General features: G+C 69.6%; 17 protein-coding genes. 8 read left to right on the top strand and 9 right to left on the bottom strand.

Going from position 1 to position 16,096, the window contains the following annotated elements:
* Positions 1 to 17 precede the first annotated feature (17 nt).
* Complete coding sequence (locus AW272_RS03080) at positions 18 to 620, top strand: HD domain-containing protein (protein ID WP_066360855.1); 603 nt, start codon at positions 18 to 20, stop codon at positions 618 to 620.
* A 48-nt stretch (positions 621 to 668) separates the two neighbouring features.
* Positions 669 to 1,577: a Rieske (2Fe-2S) protein gene (locus tag AW272_RS03075; RefSeq protein ID WP_066360854.1), complete on the top strand. Its 909-nt coding sequence runs from the start codon at positions 669 to 671 to the stop codon at positions 1,575 to 1,577.
* Here AW272_RS03075 and AW272_RS03070 read toward each other — a convergent pair.
* The 4 genes from AW272_RS03070 to AW272_RS03055 form a co-directional block, all read right to left on the bottom strand.
* Positions 1,561 to 1,788 (bottom strand): DUF8836 family protein, encoded by a 228-nt coding sequence (locus AW272_RS03070; protein WP_066361211.1) that lies wholly within the window; start codon positions 1,786 to 1,788, stop codon positions 1,561 to 1,563. The two genes, AW272_RS03075 and AW272_RS03070, sit on opposite strands and share 17 nt — an antisense overlap.
* A 41-nt stretch (positions 1,789 to 1,829) precedes the next feature.
* Positions 1,830 to 2,576 carry a sulfite exporter TauE/SafE family protein gene (locus tag AW272_RS03065; RefSeq protein WP_066360853.1) on the bottom strand — a complete coding sequence of 249 codons (747 nt, stop codon included), beginning with the start codon at positions 2,574 to 2,576 and terminating at the stop codon, positions 1,830 to 1,832.
* Positions 2,577 to 2,710: 134 nt separating this feature from the next.
* A complete protein-coding gene (locus AW272_RS03060; RefSeq protein WP_083957888.1) occupies positions 2,711 to 3,760 on the bottom strand; it encodes an SPFH domain-containing protein in 1,050 nt (349 codons plus the stop codon).
* A gap of 75 nt (positions 3,761 to 3,835) precedes the next feature.
* Positions 3,836 to 4,624, bottom strand: coding sequence for an ABC transporter ATP-binding protein (locus tag AW272_RS03055; RefSeq protein ID WP_066361210.1), 789 nt, complete (start codon positions 4,622 to 4,624; stop codon positions 3,836 to 3,838).
* Between the two features lie 60 nt (positions 4,625 to 4,684).
* Between AW272_RS03055 and AW272_RS03050 the strand changes: the two genes are divergently transcribed.
* Entirely contained in the window at positions 4,685 to 5,410 is a 726-nt protein-coding gene (locus AW272_RS03050; protein ID WP_174551787.1) for an Rv1486c family protein, read from the top strand.
* A 92-nt stretch (positions 5,411 to 5,502) separates the two neighbouring features.
* The gene (locus AW272_RS03045; RefSeq protein WP_066360852.1) at positions 5,503 to 6,423 is read left to right on the top strand and encodes an aldo/keto reductase; all 921 of its coding nucleotides are present in this window, start codon (positions 5,503 to 5,505) and stop codon (positions 6,421 to 6,423) included.
* Here AW272_RS03045 and AW272_RS03040 read toward each other — a convergent pair.
* Positions 6,398 to 9,169, bottom strand: coding sequence for a WD40 repeat domain-containing serine/threonine protein kinase (locus AW272_RS03040; RefSeq protein ID WP_083957886.1), 2,772 nt, complete (start codon positions 9,167 to 9,169; stop codon positions 6,398 to 6,400). The genes AW272_RS03045 and AW272_RS03040 overlap by 26 nt on opposite strands.
* 154 nt (positions 9,170 to 9,323) lie before the next feature.
* On the opposite strand from AW272_RS03040, the gene AW272_RS03035 reads away from it, so the two are divergent.
* Complete coding sequence (locus AW272_RS03035; protein ID WP_157518231.1) at positions 9,324 to 9,968, top strand: hypothetical protein; 645 nt, start codon at positions 9,324 to 9,326, stop codon at positions 9,966 to 9,968.
* Between the two features lie 4 nt (positions 9,969 to 9,972).
* Here the strand turns inward: AW272_RS03035 and AW272_RS03030 are convergent, their stop codons facing one another.
* Both AW272_RS03030 and AW272_RS03025 read right to left on the bottom strand, forming a co-directional pair.
* A complete protein-coding gene (locus AW272_RS03030; RefSeq protein WP_066360849.1) occupies positions 9,973 to 10,575 on the bottom strand; it encodes a response regulator in 603 nt (200 codons plus the stop codon).
* Positions 10,572 to 11,660, bottom strand: coding sequence for a GAF domain-containing sensor histidine kinase (locus tag AW272_RS03025; protein ID WP_245657169.1), 1,089 nt, complete (start codon positions 11,658 to 11,660; stop codon positions 10,572 to 10,574). The genes AW272_RS03030 and AW272_RS03025 overlap by 4 nt, the downstream gene beginning before the upstream one ends.
* 128 nt (positions 11,661 to 11,788) lie before the next feature.
* Here AW272_RS03025 and AW272_RS03020 point away from each other — a divergent pair, with 128 nt between their 5' ends.
* The 3 genes from AW272_RS03020 (at position 11,789) to AW272_RS03010 (ending at position 14,067) form a co-directional block, all read left to right on the top strand.
* Positions 11,789 to 12,451, top strand: coding sequence for an SDR family NAD(P)-dependent oxidoreductase (locus AW272_RS03020; RefSeq protein WP_066360842.1), 663 nt, complete (start codon positions 11,789 to 11,791; stop codon positions 12,449 to 12,451).
* Entirely contained in the window at positions 12,448 to 13,413 is a 966-nt protein-coding gene (locus AW272_RS03015) for an S-adenosylmethionine:tRNA ribosyltransferase-isomerase (protein WP_066360840.1), read from the top strand. Before AW272_RS03020 ends, AW272_RS03015 begins: the two co-directional genes overlap by 4 nt.
* A 114-nt stretch (positions 13,414 to 13,527) precedes the next feature.
* Positions 13,528 to 14,067, top strand: coding sequence for a DUF11 domain-containing protein (locus AW272_RS03010; protein ID WP_066360835.1), 540 nt, complete (start codon positions 13,528 to 13,530; stop codon positions 14,065 to 14,067).
* A gap of 67 nt (positions 14,068 to 14,134) precedes the next feature.
* Here AW272_RS03010 and AW272_RS03005 read toward each other — a convergent pair whose 3' ends face one another.
* Positions 14,135 to 15,184 (bottom strand): ABC transporter permease, encoded by a 1,050-nt coding sequence (locus AW272_RS03005; RefSeq protein ID WP_157518228.1) that lies wholly within the window; start codon positions 15,182 to 15,184, stop codon positions 14,135 to 14,137.
* Complete coding sequence (locus AW272_RS03000) at positions 15,181 to 16,086, bottom strand: ABC transporter ATP-binding protein (protein WP_083957884.1); 906 nt, start codon at positions 16,084 to 16,086, stop codon at positions 15,181 to 15,183. Before AW272_RS03000 ends, AW272_RS03005 begins: the two co-directional genes overlap by 4 nt.
* Between the last annotated feature and the right edge of the window lie 10 nt (positions 16,087 to 16,096).

Below are 16,096 nucleotides of genomic sequence, written 5' to 3'. Positions count from 1 at the left end.
GAGAATAGGGTGGCGCGGTGACCATCGCGCAGCACCGGGATCGCCTCGACGCTCAGCTCGCCTTCGTGGTGGAGATCGACAAGCTCAAGCGCGTCATCCGCCGCAACACCCTCATCGACGGATCGCGCCGTGAGAACGACGCCGAGCACTCGTGGCAGCTCGGCGTCTGGGCGCTGGTGATGGCCGAGCACGCCCCGGCCGGCACCGACATCGACCGGGTGGTGCGGATGCTGCTCGTCCACGACATCGTCGAGATCGACGCCGGTGACACCTTCATCTACGACCGGGTGGCCGTCGAGGCCCAAGAGGCGGCAGAGCGGGACGCCGCCGACCGGATCTTCGGGTTACTCCCCGGTGACCAGGCCAGGCCCCTTCGAGAGCTGTGGGACGAGTTCGAGGCCAGGCTGACCCCGGAGTCCCGCTACGCCAAGGCCCTCGACCGGCTCGCGCCGATCATGGCCAACCACCACAACGACGGGGGCACCTGGGCGCTCTACAAGGTCACCGCCTCCCAGGTGCTCGCCAACGTCGCGATCATCGAGGAAGGCTCCCCCACGCTGGGCGCCTACGCCCACGACCTGGTGGAGACCTCCGTGGCCCGAGGTCACCTCGCGCGATGATGTTCGTCTCCTGACAGGCCGGGTACGTCGTGTCAGGGGGTGACATCGATGGACAGATCCACCGAGAAGTCCGCGAAGCCACGCAAAAATGGCAATGGTGGCGGCGACCTGCTCGACCGGCTCGAACACGTCACGACGCTCGACAAGCCGATCAGAAGTCTCGCCAAGGCCGTCAGAGCCCGGATCGGGCCCGGCTGGGTGCGCGACGCCCTGCACGGCGTGCCGATCGGCCATCCGGTGCACCCGCCGCTGGCGACCGTGGCCGTCGGCTGTTTCGTGGCCACCGCCATTCTCGACGTGACCAAGTCAGATCCCATGGCCGCCCGGACCGTGTTGGCCGCGGGCCTGGCGAGCGCCTTCCCGACCGCCGCGGCGGGCATCACCGACTGGTCGACTCTGCACCGGGAACAGCAGCGGGTCGGGTTCGTGCACGCCCTCACGAACGCCGCCGCCGTCGGCCTCTACGCCGGATCACTGGCCTTCCGGATCGCCGGGAGGGAGAAGGCCGGGCGGGCGTTCGCCCTGGCCGGGCTGATGGCCGCGAGCGCCGGCGCCTACCTGGGCGGTCATCTGGCCTACCGGCTCGCCGCCGGGGCCAACCACGCCGAGCAGGTCAGCCATCTGGTGCCGACCGGCTGGCACGACCTGGGCCCGATCAGCGACCTGCCCAACGGGCGCCCGGTGGCCCGCAGGCTGGGCTACATCGATCTGTTCGTGCTGCGCCTGGGCGAGGGCGTGACGGTGCTGGCCGACGGGTGTTCCCATCTGGCCGGGCCGCTGCACCAGGGCCGGGTGACGGTCGAGAACGGCGAGCCGTGCGTGGTGTGCCCGTGGCACGGCAGCGTGTTCCGGATCGCCGACGGCGCGGTGATCCACGGCCCGGCGACGGCGAAGCAACCCTCGTTCGAGACTCGGGTGCGCCGCGACGGCGTGGTTCAGGTCAGGCCGGCTCACTAGCGTCGATCGGGTGCTCCACGAGAGCGAGCACCCTGCTCTGCATGAACCGGGCGGTGCGGACCGGAGTGCCGTTCCTGGTCACCTCGGAGACCTCGACGACGCCCCGGCCGGTGGTCACCTCGACCCGGCGGCCTGCCTTCGTCGCGATGACCTCGTAGGTTTTGGGAGTGCCTCCGGCGTCGATGACGATTTCTACGCGATCGCCTTTCACGTGGGTTTTCATACCCGTTTTCGATAATTTGTACGCATAAATCAAGCCAACAACTTCACGATCGCGACGACTCCCACCACCACGATCACCCCGCGCAGGATCGGCGACGGGATGCGCCGCCCGATCCTGGCCCCGAGGTATCCGCCGAGCGCCGAACCCACCGCGATCAGCGCCACCACGAGCCAGTCGACCTCGGCGATCGCGATGAACAGGATCGCCGCGGTGAAGTTGACCAGCAGCGCCAGCAGGTTCTTGGCCGCGTTGAGGCGCTGCAGCTCCTCGTTGAGGAACAGGCCCATCAGCCCGATGAGCACGACCCCCTGGGCGGCCCCGAAGTAGCCGCCGTACATGCCGCCGCCGAAGACCCCCAGCCAGAGCCACGGGCCGCCGTGGTCCTTGTGGGGGCGGCCGGAGATCCACCCGGCCATCTTGGGCTGGATGACGACCAGGACCAGCGCGATGGCGATCAGCACCGGCACGATCACCTGGAAGGCCTCGGCCGGGAGCCGGAGCAGCAGGAACGCGCCCAGCAGGGACCCGAGGACCGAGGCGACGCCGAGCCTGATCAGCCGGTCCTTCTGGCCTTTGAGCTCGGCACGATAGCCGAGCACCCCCGTGACACCGCCGGGCACCAGCCCGATGTTGTTGGACACGTTCGCGACGATCGGCGGGTAGCCGAGCGCGAGCAGCGTCGGGAATGTGATCAGCGAACCGGAGCCGACGACGGCGTTGATGCCGCCCGCCCCGACGCCGGCCGCGAACACCGCGACCGCTTCCCACGGTGTCACAGACCCTCATTCCGTTACGGCTGACGCGATCCTAGGCGTCAGCCGCCCGAGGTCAGGACGCGGGGCGGAGCTTCCGGTCAGAACACGGGGGCTTGGCGCCCGGGCCGATTCCCGTCAGCCGCCCGAAACACCGGTCAGGATGCCGGAGGCTTGGCGGGAAGCTCGTTCGCCAGGCTGGCCGAGGGCGCGGCTGGGAGCTCGTTCGCCAGGCTGGCCGAGGGCGCGGCTGGGAGCTCGTTCGCGGAGCCCGCAGGGAGCTTGGCCGGGAGCTCGTTCGCGGAGCCGGCCGGGGGCTGGAACAGGCCGCCCAGGTTCTCCAGCGCTCTGCCCATTTCGGACGGCACGATCCAGAGTTTGTTCGCGTCGCCCTTGGCGATCTCCGGGAGCATCTGGAGGTACTGATAGGCCAGCAGCTTCTGATCCGGGTTGCCGTCGTGGATGGCCTTGAAGACCATGCCGATCGCGTCGGCCTCACCCTTCGCGCGCATCGCGCGGGCCTCGGCGTCGGCCTGGGCCCGCAGCACCACGGCCTCGGCCTCGCCGCGCGCCTTCAGCACGGCCGCCTCGCGCTCGCCCTGGGCGGTGAGGATGGCCGCCTGCTTGCTGCCCTCGGCGGTGAGGATGGCCGCGCGCTTGTCACGGTCGGCGCGCATCTGCTTCTCCATCGCGGTCTGGATGGAGGCGGGCGGGTCGATGGCCTTGAGCTCGACCCGGTTGACCCGGATGCCCCAGCGGCCGGTCGCGTCGTCGAGCACCCCGCGCAGCTCGGTGTTGATCTCCTCGCGGGAGGTCAGAGTGCGTTCCAGGTCCATGCCGCCGACCACGTTGCGCAGGGTCGTCACGGTCAGCTGCTCGACCGCGACGATGAAACTCGCGATCTCGTACGTCGCCGCCTTCGGATCGGTCACCTGGAAATAGATCACCGTGTCGATGGAGACGACCAGGTTGTCGGAGGTGATGACCGGCTGCGGAGGGAACGTCACCACCTGCTCGCGCAGGTCGACCTCGACTTTGATGCGGTCGATGAACGGAACGACGATGTTCAGCCCCGCGTTCAGAGTGCGGTGATATCGGCCGAATCGTTCAACAATTCTCGCGGTCGCCTGCGGCACGATCCGAATCGTCCGGGCCAGCGCGAACGCGGCGAGGAAGACCACGACGAGGGTGATGACGAGCTGGGTCATGCGTCCACTCCAGTCTGTGCGACTGGAGTCGATGATATTTGGGCGCCGCTTTACCTGAGGGGCGAGAACGGAATATCAGAATGGCCGGGCGTACCAACGGCCGGAGGCGTTGCGCTCCAGATTCAGCGGAACTCCGAACGTTTTCGACAGATTGTCGCTCGTCATCACGTATTCGAGCGGCCCCTGGGCGACGACAGAACCGTGCCGCAGCATGATCGCGTGGGTGAATCCGGCCGGGATCTCCTCGACGTGGTGGGTCACGAGCACCATCGTGGGCGCCTTCGGGTCTTGCGCGAGCTGGGACAGACGGCGGACGAGGTCTTCGCGGGCGGCGACGTCGAGCCCGGCGGCCGGCTCGTCGAGCAGCAGCAGCTCGGGGTCGGGCATGAGGGCGCGGGCGATCTGGACGCGCTTGCGCTCGCCCTCGGACAGGGTGCCGAACCGGCGGCGGATCAGGTGGGCGCACCCGAGCTGGTCGATCAGCTCGACGGCGCGGGTGACGTCGTGGGAGTCGTACTCCTCGGTCCAGCGGCCGAGGATCGCGTAGGAGGCGGTCAGGACGAGGTCGATGACCTTCTCCTCCGGCGGGACCTTCTCGGCCAGCGCCGAGCTGGCCAGGCCGATGCGGGGACGCAGCTCGAACACGTCGGTCTGGCCCAGGCGCTCGCCCAGGATGTCGACCGCACCGTCGGTGGGGAACAGCAATGCGGCGGCGATCTGCAGCAATGTGGTCTTGCCGGCGCCGTTTGGACCGATCACCACCCAGCGTTCGTCTTCCGCCACCGCCCAGTCGATGTCGCGTACCAGGACCGCGCCGTCGCGCCGAATTGCGACGCCACGCATGTTGAGCACCTGACCGCCCACGACGATCCCCCTCACGTCCGAATCCGTCCGCGTAAAATCTATTGCCTTATCGTGGTTGGGGTGCGCACCGATTCACCGATCTCCGCGGCCCTGGTCTCCTGGGGGAACGCCTGGCTGACCGGCCACGCCGGTCTCGACGATGCCGTCGACGCGCTTGAGCGGTCGGCCGGTCCCCAGATCGTGACGGACATCACTGGCGAGTCGCCGTTGCGCGTGTTTCTCGCGCAGCTGCGGACGACCGGGCTGACCTCGTTCCGGCTGGCACTGCCCATTCCGGGAGATCTTCTCGGGCTCACCGGTCCGCCGGTGTTCAACGGCGCCGCGCTGGAGGCGGGCCAGGCCGTCATCGCCGTGCTCGGCAACCGGCGGCTCGGGCTGGTGCCCTCGCCCGACCGGCGCGGATCTTCCTACTCGGGCATCCGCTGGACCAGCCACGACGCCCACTCCGCCGACGCCGACGTGCCACAGCTCGCCGACGCCGAACGCGCCCTGTCTGCCGCGATGCGGTCGGCGACCGACGCGCTGACCTCGGTCGACGGGCCGATGCAGGGCTTCCCCGCGCTCGACCACGTCGACGGCGCGCTGGCGCCCGGCTATCCCGGGCGCGCCCACCGCGTCGGCCACCTCGCGGCCCGCCTCTCGCTCGCGCTGCGGCTGGCCGAGGAGCGCGGCCTGACCTCCGGTCAGCTCGCCTCGCGACGCGAGGCGCTCAAAGCCCTGGATCATGCGGTACGCCGTGCGCGCGTCGCCGCCCACCACGCGATCCTCGAACAGCTCAGCGCGTAGCGGAGTGGTAGAATCTACCCATTGATCAGGCCTTCCCGGCTCGCCGGGGAGGCTTTTTTCATGCCCACACCCCGCCAGGCAAGGACCTGACCATGACCACACGGACCACCCCCGCCGCAGCGGCCGGCACCTGGACCCTCGGCGACCTGACCGTCAACCGGATCGGCTTCGGCGCGATGCGCCTGACCGGCAGCGTCGCCTTCGGACCCGGCGTCCCGGGTGACCGCGATCGTTCGATCGGGGTGCTGCGGCGCGCGATCGACCTCGGGGTCGACCACATCGACACCGCCGCCTTCTACTTCTCGTCCCGGCTCTCGGCCAACGAGCTGATCAACCGCGCGCTGGCCCCCTACCCGGACGACCTCGTCATCACCACGAAGGTGTGGCCGGCACGGGACCCGTCGGGCGCGTGGTGGTGGGCCACGCCGGAGCAGCTGCGCGGCCAGGTCGAGGAGAACCTGCGCCAGCTCGGGCGCGACCACCTCGACGTCGTGAACCTGCGGATCCCCCCGAGCCGCACGACCGGCTCGATCGCCGATCACTTCGGCGCGCTGGCCGAACTCCGCGACGCCGGCCTCATCCGCCACCTGGGGGTGTCGAACGCCAAACCGGAGCACCTGGCCGAGGCCCAGGCCATCGCGCCGGTGGTGTGCGTGCAGAACCCCCTCGGCATCGGCACACCGGCCGAGGAGCGGGAACTCCTGCACAGGTGCGGCGAGCAGGGCATCGCCTTCGTGCCGTTCTTCGCCATCGCGGGCGCCGGGCGGGAGTCTGGGGCCACCTCGGCCGAGCACCCGCAGGTGCTCGCCATCGCCCGCGCCCACGGCGCGACCCCCGCGCAGGTCAGGCTGGCCTGGACGCTCCGGCTCGGACCGCACGTACTCGCGATCCCCGGCACCGGGAATCCGGACCATCTCGAGGAGAACGTGGCCGCCGGGACGCTGCGGCTGTCCGACGACGAGATGGCCCGGCTCCAGACCGTCTCGTCTAGTTCGCCAGCTTCCAGAACCTGACGCGCTTGTCCTCGCCGGCCGAGACGACCAGCGTCTCGCCGTCGACCTCGGCGAACCCGACCGAGTAGACGTTCTTGCCGTCGTGCGCCTTCACCGGCTTGCCGACCTCCTCGGACTCCGCCAGGTCCCACATCCGCAGCGTGCCGTCGGTGGAGCCGGAGACCGCCATCGGGTGGCCGCCGATCTCCCGGTAGGCCAGCGAGTAGACGTTGTCCTTGTGGCCCGTCAGCGACTTGCCGATCTGCTTGCCGGTCTTCAGGTTCCAGACGCGGATCTTCTTGTCCTCGCCGCCCGAGATCGCGACGGGCGTGCCGTCGACCTCGCCGGTGGCGACGGAGTAGACGGGCTTGCCGTGACCCCTGAACGTCTTGCCCGACTGCTTCCTGGACGAGGCGTCCCAGACCTTGAGCGTCTTGTCCTCGCTGGCCGAGACGATGACGGTCTTGCCGCCCACCTCGCCGAAGGCGAGCCAGTTGATGACGTCGTTGTGGGCCCGGATGCCCCCGCCGATGGGCTGGCGGGTCTTCAGGTCCCAGAGCCGGATCCTGCCGTCGGCGCCGCCGGAGGCGGCCACCCACTTGCTGCCGACCTTGCCGATCGCGACCGTGTAGACGGAGTCACCGTGGCCCCACAGGCCGCCGCCGACGGCTTTGCGCTTGTCGACGTCCCAGACGCGGACCGAGCCGTCGCGGCTGCCGGTGACGGCGAGCGGGCGGCCGTTGACCTCGGCGGTGGCGACGGCGTAGACCCAGTCGCCGTGGGCGTAGATCGGCTTGCCGAGCGCCTTGTGCGACTCGGCGCTCCACATCCGCACCGACCGGTCGACACTGGCGGAGACGACGACCGGGTTGTCCTTCTCGCCGCCGACGGCGACCGAATAGACCGAACTCCGGTGACCGGCCATGGAGCGGCCGTCCTGCTTGCCCAGCGCGGGGACCGGGGCCGCCGTCGGGGTCGGGGACGCGGACGGGCTAGGGGAGGGCGCCGGGGACGGGGACGCCGCGACCGGCGAAGGGACCGAGGCCGAGGCGGTCGTGGCCGGCAGGTCGACGACCGGCTCCTGGGTGATCCCGCCCTGGGCGGCGGCCGGGATCGGCTCCGGCTCGTCCTCGCCCTGGAAGAGGTTCGGCACGAGGAACAGCGCGGTGGCCGCCACCGCGAGCATGCCGACGAGGACCCCGGTGACCAGCCCCGCCCTGCTCTTCGTCGGGGGCTCCTCACCCAGCCAGCCGCCGGTGGGATCGGGGCGGGGGTGGAACGTGGTCGCGTCGGAGTCGGCGAGCGGCGGCGCGTCCTTAGGGGGCTTGGACTTCGCCTTGCCCTTGCCCTTGGCCGGGACCAGGGGCTGGCCGGGTGGGGGGAAGCCCTGGTTCGGGCCAGGCTGCACCTGGTAACCCGGAGGGGGAAAGCTCTGACCGGGCTGCGGATGGTAGCCGGGGGGCGGGTAACTCTGACCAGGTCCTTGCGGGTAACCCGGACCGGGCTGATACCCGGGCGGCGGATAGCTCTGCCCCGGACCCGGCTGGTAGTTCGGGCCGGGACCCTGCGGATAGCTCTGCGGATAACCCTGCGGGGGAGGGTTCTGACCGGGGCCGGGCTGATGACCCGGCGGCGGGAAACTCTGGCCCGGACCCTGCGGGTAACCCGGCTGCGCCTGGTGGCCCGGCGGCGGAAAGCTCTGACCGGGCGGCGGGAAGCTCTGCCCCGGTGGCCGGAGATGGGGCGCCTGCGGGTCCGGTGGTGCGAAGCCCGGCGTCGCCTGCTGGGGTGTGCTCGCGGGCCGCTGGGGCGTCTGTGTTGGCGTACCGGACTCTAAGGATTTCTCCGGCGGCGGCGTGGCGGCGACGAACGGGCGCGCGGGCGGCGCGGGGTCCTTCCTGCCGTTCTTCCCGTTCTTCGAGGCGGCGTTGAGGCCGGCCAGGAGGGACTTGTCGAGGTCGTCGTCGACCTGGTGGTCGAGCAGCGCGAACAGGGCCTCGCTCGCGGTGGGGCGGTTGTCGGCCTGCTTGTCGAGGCTGGCCTCGACGATCGGGCGGAGCAGGTCGGGCAGCGTCGAGATGTCGGGGGTGTCGTTCATGACCCGGTAGAGCACGGCGGGCAGGCTGTCGTGGCCGAACGCGGGCCGCCCGGTCGCCGCGTAGAACATCGTCACGGCCCAGCTGAACATGTCGGACGGCGGCCCGACCCGCTTGGCCTCGATCTGCTCCGGCGACATGTAGGCGGGTGTCCCGACCACGCCGCTCGACAGCGTCGACGACGAGTCGAGCGCCCGCGCGATGCCGAAGTCGATCACGCGCGGCCCGTCCTGGGCGATGAGCACGTTCGACGGCTTGAAGTCGCGGTGCACGATCCCGGCCCGGTGGATCGCGGCCAGCGCGGTGATGGTGCCGACCGCGAGGCGGTGCAGGTTGCCGCCGGTGCGTGGCCCGTCCTGCTGGACGACCTTCTGGAGCGAGATCCCGTCGACGAGTTCCGACACGATGTAGGGCCGGTCGCCGTCCATGTGGGCACCGAGCACCTGGGCCGTGCAGAACTGCGCGACACGTCGTGCGGCGGACACCTCCCGGAGGAAGGAGTCTGCGTCGATTGCGTCCGTAACGCGCAACAGTTTGATCGCGACCGGACTCCCGTCCGGTGCGGTCCCGGCGTACACGACACCCTGGGCGCCCTCCCCAAGGCGCCCGGTGATGCGGTAAACCCCCAGCTCAGTGGGCTCGCCAGGCCGTAATGGCGATGTAGGCGGCACTGCGATTCTCCCCCGTGCAAAACGATCAACTCTACGCGAAGTCTAGTAGTGCTCAACCGTTCCAAAGTGATAATGGTCTAGACATACGGGGAATGCCATGTCTTGTCCAACGGAGATTTTCATGCGCAGAACTTCCGGCATCGCAGCCGGACTCATGCTCTTAGTTCCGCTCGGGGTGAGCCTGCCCGCGATCGCCGCGCCGGCCGTCGTCAGCGCCGCCAAGAGCGTCACCGCGAAGAAGGATCCCTACGCGACCTTCAAGATTCACCACGTGGTCTATCCGAAGAAGGTGAAGGCCGGCGCCAAGATCACTTACTACTTCGAGATCACGAACCTCGGCCCGTACAGCGCCGACTACTACTACATCGGGGGCATCCTCCCGAAGGGCATCATCAGCACCCTGAAATGGAACGGCCCCAAGGGCACCTCGTGCACGTGGGAGGGCAACGAGTTCTGGTGCTGGCCGCCGCCCATCCTCTACCCCGAGCCGGAAGAGGACTGGCAGACCGACACGACGTGGCTGACGGTCCAGGTCACGCTGAACAAGAGGACCCGCGGCACCGCCACCGCCAAGCTGGGCGGCATGACCTTCGACGTGCCCGCGGGCGCAGGGGACCTCGACGAGAAGCGGCTCCGCGACCTCGGCATCAAGGGCTGGATCTACACCAAGACCGTGAAGACCCAGATCGTCGCCCCTTCGATCAAGAAGAAGAGCAAGAAGCCGGTGTACGTGCCGCCGCCCCCGCCCCCGCCCAAGCCCGACCGCGCCCCCACGCGCAACCGCAAGAAGGGCACCTGATCGCTTAGGCGAGTCCGTGCCGCACGGCGTACAGGGCAGCTTGGGTGCGGTCCTGTACGCCCAGCTTCATCAGCACGTTCGACACATGCGTCTTCACGGTCTTCTCGGCCACGTCGAGCGCCCGTGCGATCTCCCGGTTGGACCGGCCGCCGGCGATCAGCGTCAGGACCTCGCGTTCCCGGTCGGTCAGCGCGACCACCTCGGCCGACGGGCGCAGCATCGCCTCGGCCGCCTCGGGCGCGAGCGCGACCTGCCCGCCGTGGACGGCCCGGATGGCCGACACCAGGGCCGACGGGTCGACGTCCTTGTAGAGGAATCCGGCCGCCCCGGCCCGCATCGCGGGCGCGACGTCACCGCGATCGGTCATCGAGGTCAGCACGATCGTCTTGGCGAGCCCGCCGAGCTCGGCCAGCGCGCCAAGCCCGTCGAGGACGGGCATCTTCAGGTCGAGCAACACCACATCGGGTGACAGGGCGCGGGCCAGCTTGACCGCCTCGGCGCCGTCACCGGCCTCCCCCACGACCTCGATGTCACCCTGTACCTCGAGAAACGTGCGCAGGCCCTGGCGCACGATCGGATGGTCGTCGGCGATCAGCACCCGGATCATGTCGGCACCACCATCCTCACCGTCGTCCCGGCCCCCGGCCGGGAGATCACCTCCAGCCTGCCACCGACCCCGGCCGCCCGGTCACGCATCGACTCCAGCCCGAGCCCCCGGGTGGGCTCGCCGTCGAAGCCGCAGCCGTCGTCGGCGACCTCGAGGACGAGGCCCGCGCGATCGTGGTTCAGCCGTATCCGCAGCTCGGAGCAGCCCGAGTGACGCAGCGCGTTGTGCCCGGCCTCCTGGGCGACCCGCAGCACCGCGACCTCGATCGCGGCCGGGAGTTCGCCCTCGAACTGACCCTCGAAGGTGATCGTCGCGGTGTGCAGCCGGTCGAGGAGGCGGGCGTTCTTCCGCAGCGTCTCGATCAGGCCGTGGCTGTCGAGCTCGGCCGGCCTGAGCTCGACGATGACCTCTCTCAGCTCGGCGAGCGCTTCCCCGGCCATCCGCTGGACGGTGTCGATCTCCCGCGCGGCCCGTTCCGGATCGGTGGCCACCAGCGCGGACGCGGCCCGCGCGGTGAGCCGGAGGGAGAAGAGCTTCTGCGTGACGGCGTCGTGGAGTTCGCGCGCCATCCGCTGACGCTCCTCGATGACCGTGAGTTCGCGGGCGCGCTCGTAGAGACGGGAGTTGGTCAGCGCGATGGCGGCGTGGGCGGCGAACAGGGTGAGGACGTCCTGGTCTTCGGGGGTGAAGGGGCCGCACGCCTTGTTGGCCAGGAAGATGATGCCCAGGACCTGGTCGCCGTCCTGGATGGGCACGCCGAGGAAGTCCTTCAGCACCGGATGGGCCTTCGGCCAGCCGTCGAATCTCGGGTCGCGCCGCACGTCGCCGAGCCGGACCGGCGTGCCCTCCCGCAGCATCGCGCCCAGCAGCCCGTGCTGACGGGGAGTGGGACCGATCGCGGCCCACTGCTCGGAGCTGATGCCGTCGGCGACGAACTCGGCGAAGCTTCCGTCGTCGTCGGGGACACCGAGCGCGGCATAGCGCGCGTCGAGGAGCTCCCGGGCCGAACGCACGATGACCTGCAGCACCTCCCGAGGAGAGAGGTGCCGGGTGACCGCGAGAACGGCGGCGCTGACAGCCTGCAACAGAGCGTCCTGGCTAACCCCCACCCCGTCACCCTATTCGGCCACCACAAGACCTAGCCCGGAAGGCCTAGGACCGGCCCGCCCTGGGCCCGATGTGGTGAAAGGCCGGACTTCCTAGCGTGAGACCCATGAAGAACGCACTGATCACCGGCGCCTCCCGGGGGCTCGGGCTGGCGCTGGCCACCGAACTCGCCAAGGACGGCTGGAACCTCACGCTGACCGCCAGGGGCGCCGACGACCTCGCGGCGGTGGCCCACCGGCTGGGGGCCGTCGCGATTCCGGGAGACGTCGCCGACGCCGCGCATCGTCAGAGGCTGGCGGAAGCCGTACACGACCTGGATCTGCTGGTGAACAACGCCAGTGGGCTCGGGGCCGTGCCGCTGCCGGCGCTGGCCGACTATCCCGTGCCCGTGCTGCGGGAGCTGCTGGAGACCAATGTGGTCGCGCCGCTGGCGCTCACCCAGGCGGTGCTGCCGGCGCTGCGGCGCAGCAGGGGCGCCGTTCTGAACATCTCCTCCGACGCCGCCGTCGAGGCCTACGAGGGCTGGGGCGGGTACGGCGCCTCCAAGGCCGCGCTCGAACAGATCTCCAACGTGCTGGCCGCAGAGGAGCGCGACCTGGCCGTCTGGTGGCTCGACCCGGGTGAGATGCGCACGCGGATGCTGGCCGACGCCGTCGGCCCTCAGGAGGCGGGCGAGGCCCCGCTCCCCGAGGAGGTCGCCCCGCTGATCGTCAAGCTGGTCAATGAGCGCCGCGCGAGCGGGCGGCACACCCGCGGGAGCCTGGCATGAGCATCGACTTCGCGCTGCCCTCGGTCAACGAGGCCCATCGACCGCCCGAGGCCCGTGACTCGGTGAAACTCATGGTCTCCCGCCGCGACACCGGTGAGATCACCCACCACGCCTTCACCGATCTGCCGGAACTGCTCGATCCGGGCGATCTCGTCGTCGTCAACAACTCGCGCACCCTCCCGGCCGCGGTGAAGCTCGACCGGCTCTGGGTGCACTTCTCGACCGAGCTGCCCTGGGGAGAGTGGCTGGTCGAGCTCCGGTGCCCGGGTGGCACCACATACAGGGGCGGCGCCCCCGGGGAGTGGCTGCCACTGCCGGGCGGGGCCACGCTGCGGCTGGTCGAACGCTTCACCCCGCGCCTGTGGAAGGCGCGGCTCGACACCGACGTCATCGCCTATCTGCAGCGGTACGGCACCCCGATCCGCTACTCCTACGTCGACCGCGACTGGCCCATCGACGACTACCAGACCGTGTTCGGCCGGGTGCCGGGCAGCGCCGAGATGCCCAGCGCCGGACGCCCGTTCACCACCCGCCTGGTCACCGACCTGGTCGCCCGGGGGATCACGATCGCGCCCATCACCCTGCACACAGGGGTGGCCTCACCGGAGAAGGACGAACCGCCCTACGCCGAACGGTTCACCGTCCCGGCCTCCACCCGGCGGCTGGTCGCGATGACCAAGGAGAACGGCGGACGGGTCGTCGCGGTCGGCACCACGGTCGTGCGGGCGCTGGAAACGGGGCACGACGAGGGCTGGACGTCGCGGATCATCTCACCGGAGGAGCCGACGAAGGTCGTCGACGGGCTGCTCACGGGGCTGCACGAACCCAGGTCGACCCACCTCATGATGCTGTCGGCCATCGGGGGCGCCGATCTTGTCATGAAGTCGTACGAGGCCGCGCTCACCCACGGTTATCTGTGGCACGAGTTCGGCGATGTCCATCTCATCCTTACAACGCACTGAATCTACACATAAAAGATCTTTCGAAGTTCGCTCAAGGAATGGTAAAAACTCCCTTCGAGTATTCACGGGGGTTCCTTCTCTCTCCCCGTCTGTTCCCTGGGAGACATCAAACTCATGCGCACTGTCACGCGCGCCATCGCGGGGGTCGCACTGCTCGCCGCGGCGGCCCTGGTCGCCCCCGCCTCCGCATCGGCCACCACCGCCGACGACCCTTGGTCGCTGTTCAAGATCACCAAGCTGTCGTACACCAAGAAGGCGAAGCCGGGCGGCTACGTCACCTACACCTTCACCGTGACCAACAAGGGCCCGCACGCCGCCGACTACTTCGACATCGGCGGCACCCTGCCCAAGCACGTCGACCTCAAGAAGAGGATCAGCTACGGCGCCGGCAACGGCCTGGAGTGCTTCCTCGACGGCCGCGACTTCCTCTGCCCCAACGACTTCCTCCTGGAGGTCGGCGACTCCACCTGGGTGAGCCTGCGGTTCCAGCTCAAGAAGAACGCCACGGGCGTCCAGACCGGCAAGGTCGGCGCCTGGGTCTACGACATCCCCGCCGGTGCCGAGAACCTCGACCGGGCGCGGCTGCGTGAGCAGAACCTGAAGGGCTGGGAAATGATGCGCACCGTCAAGACCGCAGTCGTGAAGAAGAAGTAGCAGCTCAGAAAAACCGAGACCCGCCGTCGTGGCCGCGACGGCGGGTCTTTCGTTTCCCAGACGTGTCTCAGACGCTGTCCCAGCGGAAGACCTTCATCGCGATCAGTCCGATGACCAGGCCGAATCCCAGCACGATGCCCAGCTCCGGCAGCACCGACAGCGGTCCCTGGCCGCGCACCATCACGTCGAGCAGTGCCTGGTTGAGGTGCTTGAGCGGGAAGACGTTCGACACCGCCTGGAGCCAGGAGGGCGCGGCCTCCAGCGGGATGAAGGCGCCCGACAGGAACGCCATCGGCAGCACGATCAGGTTGGAGATGCCCGCCGCCGCCTCCGCCGACTTGGCCAGGCCGCCCGCGACCAGGCCGATCGCCATGAATGTCAGGGTGCCCGCGATGACCAGCGGGATGGACATCCACCAGTAGGCCGACAGCTGCAGCCCGAAGAACGGCAGCGAGGCGACGACGAGGAAGATCGCGGTCTGGATCATGGCGATCGCGACGCTCACGCCGATCCGCGCGCCCACGACCGAGCCGAGGGAGACCGGGGCCAGCCGCAACCGGCGCAGGATGCGCTTCTCCCGCCAGGTGACCAGCGTCGCCGACGCGCCGAAGGTGGCGCCCATGGCGACGGCCCAGCTCAGCAGGCCGGGGGTGGTGTACTGGATGGCCTTGAGCGAGTCGTCCTCGACCTGCTGGGCGGTCATCGTGAACTTCTGCGGTACGCCCACGGCGTTGGCCTGGGCGACGACCTGCCGCAGGATGCCCTGGACGGTCCCCGACCGCACCTGGTCGGCGGCCGAGTAGCTGACCTGGAGCGCGTCGCCCTGCTGGCTGATCGCGGCGACCACGTCGCCGTCCTTGACCTTCTGCCGCGCGGCGGCCGCGTCCTGGCTCTTCTGGATGTCCAGCACGTCGCCGAGCCCGGCCGCGCTCTGCTCCAGCAGCGGCGCCGGGCCGACCTGGATCACCGCCAGCTTGGAGGTGGTGCCCATGCCGCTGAAGATGCCGCCGAACAGGACCAGGAACATCAGCGGGAACAGGATGGAGAAGAACAGGGCCGACTTGTCGCGGAACCATCCGAGCAGCATCGCCCGGGACAGGGAGGTGAAGGCGGTCACGCGCGGTACTCCCGACCGGTGAGGTTGAGGAAGACGTCTTCGAGGGTGGCGCCGCGCACCTGGATGCCGGTCAGCAGGTTGCGGTCGGCCAGCGCGGTCAGCACCCGCGCCGGGTCGTCGGTGCCGATGGTGACCGAGACGCCGTCGTCGTCGACGGTGGCGCCGGGGCCGGCGAGTTCGGTGGCCGACTCGACGCTGAGCGTGCCGGTCTCCAGGCTGATCCTGGTGACCGCTTCCAGTCCTCTGACCAGGGAGGCGGGCGGTCCCAGTTCGAGGATGGCGCCGTTGTCCATGATGGCGACGCGGTCGCAGAGCGACTCGGCCTCGTCCATGTAGTGGGTGGTCAGCACGACCGTGCGGCCGCTGTCGTTGATCTGGCGCAGCAGGTCCCAGAGGTTGCGGCGGGCCTGCGGGTCGAGGGCGGCGCTGGGTTCGTCCAGGAAGACGATGTCGGGGTCGTGGACGAGCGCGCAGGCGATGGACAGGCGCTGGCCCTGGCCGCCGGACAGTCGTTCGGCGGGGGTGTCGGCCTTGTCCTCCAGCCCGACCTGGGCGAGCATCTCGTCGGCCTTCTTGGGGGCGACGCCGTACAGGGAGGCGAAGGTTCTGATCTGTTCGCGGGCGGTGAGGCGTTCGAAGAACGACGTCGCCTGCAACTGCACGCCGATCCGCGTCAACAGCTTGGGATTGCGCGGCCAGGGGCTCATGCCCAGGATCTCGACGGTGCCGGAGTCGGCCTCCCGGAGACCTTCGATGATCTCCAGGGTGGTCGTCTTCCCGGCGCCGTTCGGGCCGAGGATCCCGAAGAACTCGCCCTGTTCGACGGAGAACGAGACGCCGTCCACCGCGCGTACCTGCCCGTAATGTTTTTGAAGATCATTGACGATGATCGTCTGCCCCATGGGCGGAACA

The organism is Herbidospora mongoliensis, assembly GCF_001570545.1.
GTDB lineage: Bacteria > Actinomycetota > Actinomycetes > Streptosporangiales > Streptosporangiaceae > Herbidospora > Herbidospora mongoliensis.
The sequence above is the reverse complement of the archived record's forward strand: the minus strand, read 5'-3'. Positions and strand labels throughout refer to the sequence as shown.

Excerpts from the sequence above, each read along its gene's own strand:
- AW272_RS03075 (WP_066360854.1), top strand. The coding sequence starts at position 669 with ATGGACAGATCCACCGAGAAGTCCGCGAAGCCACGCAAAAATGGCAAT.
- AW272_RS03060 (WP_083957888.1), bottom strand. The coding sequence starts at position 3,760 with ATGACCCAGCTCGTCATCACCCTCGTCGTGGTCTTCCTCGCCGCGTTC.
- AW272_RS03045 (WP_066360852.1), top strand. The coding sequence starts at position 5,503 with ATGACCACACGGACCACCCCCGCCGCAGCGGCCGGCACCTGGACCCTC.
- AW272_RS03035 (WP_157518231.1), top strand. The coding sequence starts at position 9,324 with ATGCTCTTAGTTCCGCTCGGGGTGAGCCTGCCCGCGATCGCCGCGCCG.
- AW272_RS03030 (WP_066360849.1), bottom strand. The coding sequence starts at position 10,575 with ATGATCCGGGTGCTGATCGCCGACGACCATCCGATCGTGCGCCAGGGC.
- AW272_RS03020 (WP_066360842.1), top strand. The coding sequence starts at position 11,789 with ATGAAGAACGCACTGATCACCGGCGCCTCCCGGGGGCTCGGGCTGGCG.
- AW272_RS03015 (WP_066360840.1), top strand. The coding sequence starts at position 12,448 with ATGAGCATCGACTTCGCGCTGCCCTCGGTCAACGAGGCCCATCGACCG.
- AW272_RS03010 (WP_066360835.1), top strand. The coding sequence starts at position 13,528 with ATGCGCACTGTCACGCGCGCCATCGCGGGGGTCGCACTGCTCGCCGCG.
- AW272_RS03000 (WP_083957884.1), bottom strand. The coding sequence starts at position 16,086 with ATGGGGCAGACGATCATCGTCAATGATCTTCAAAAACATTACGGGCAG.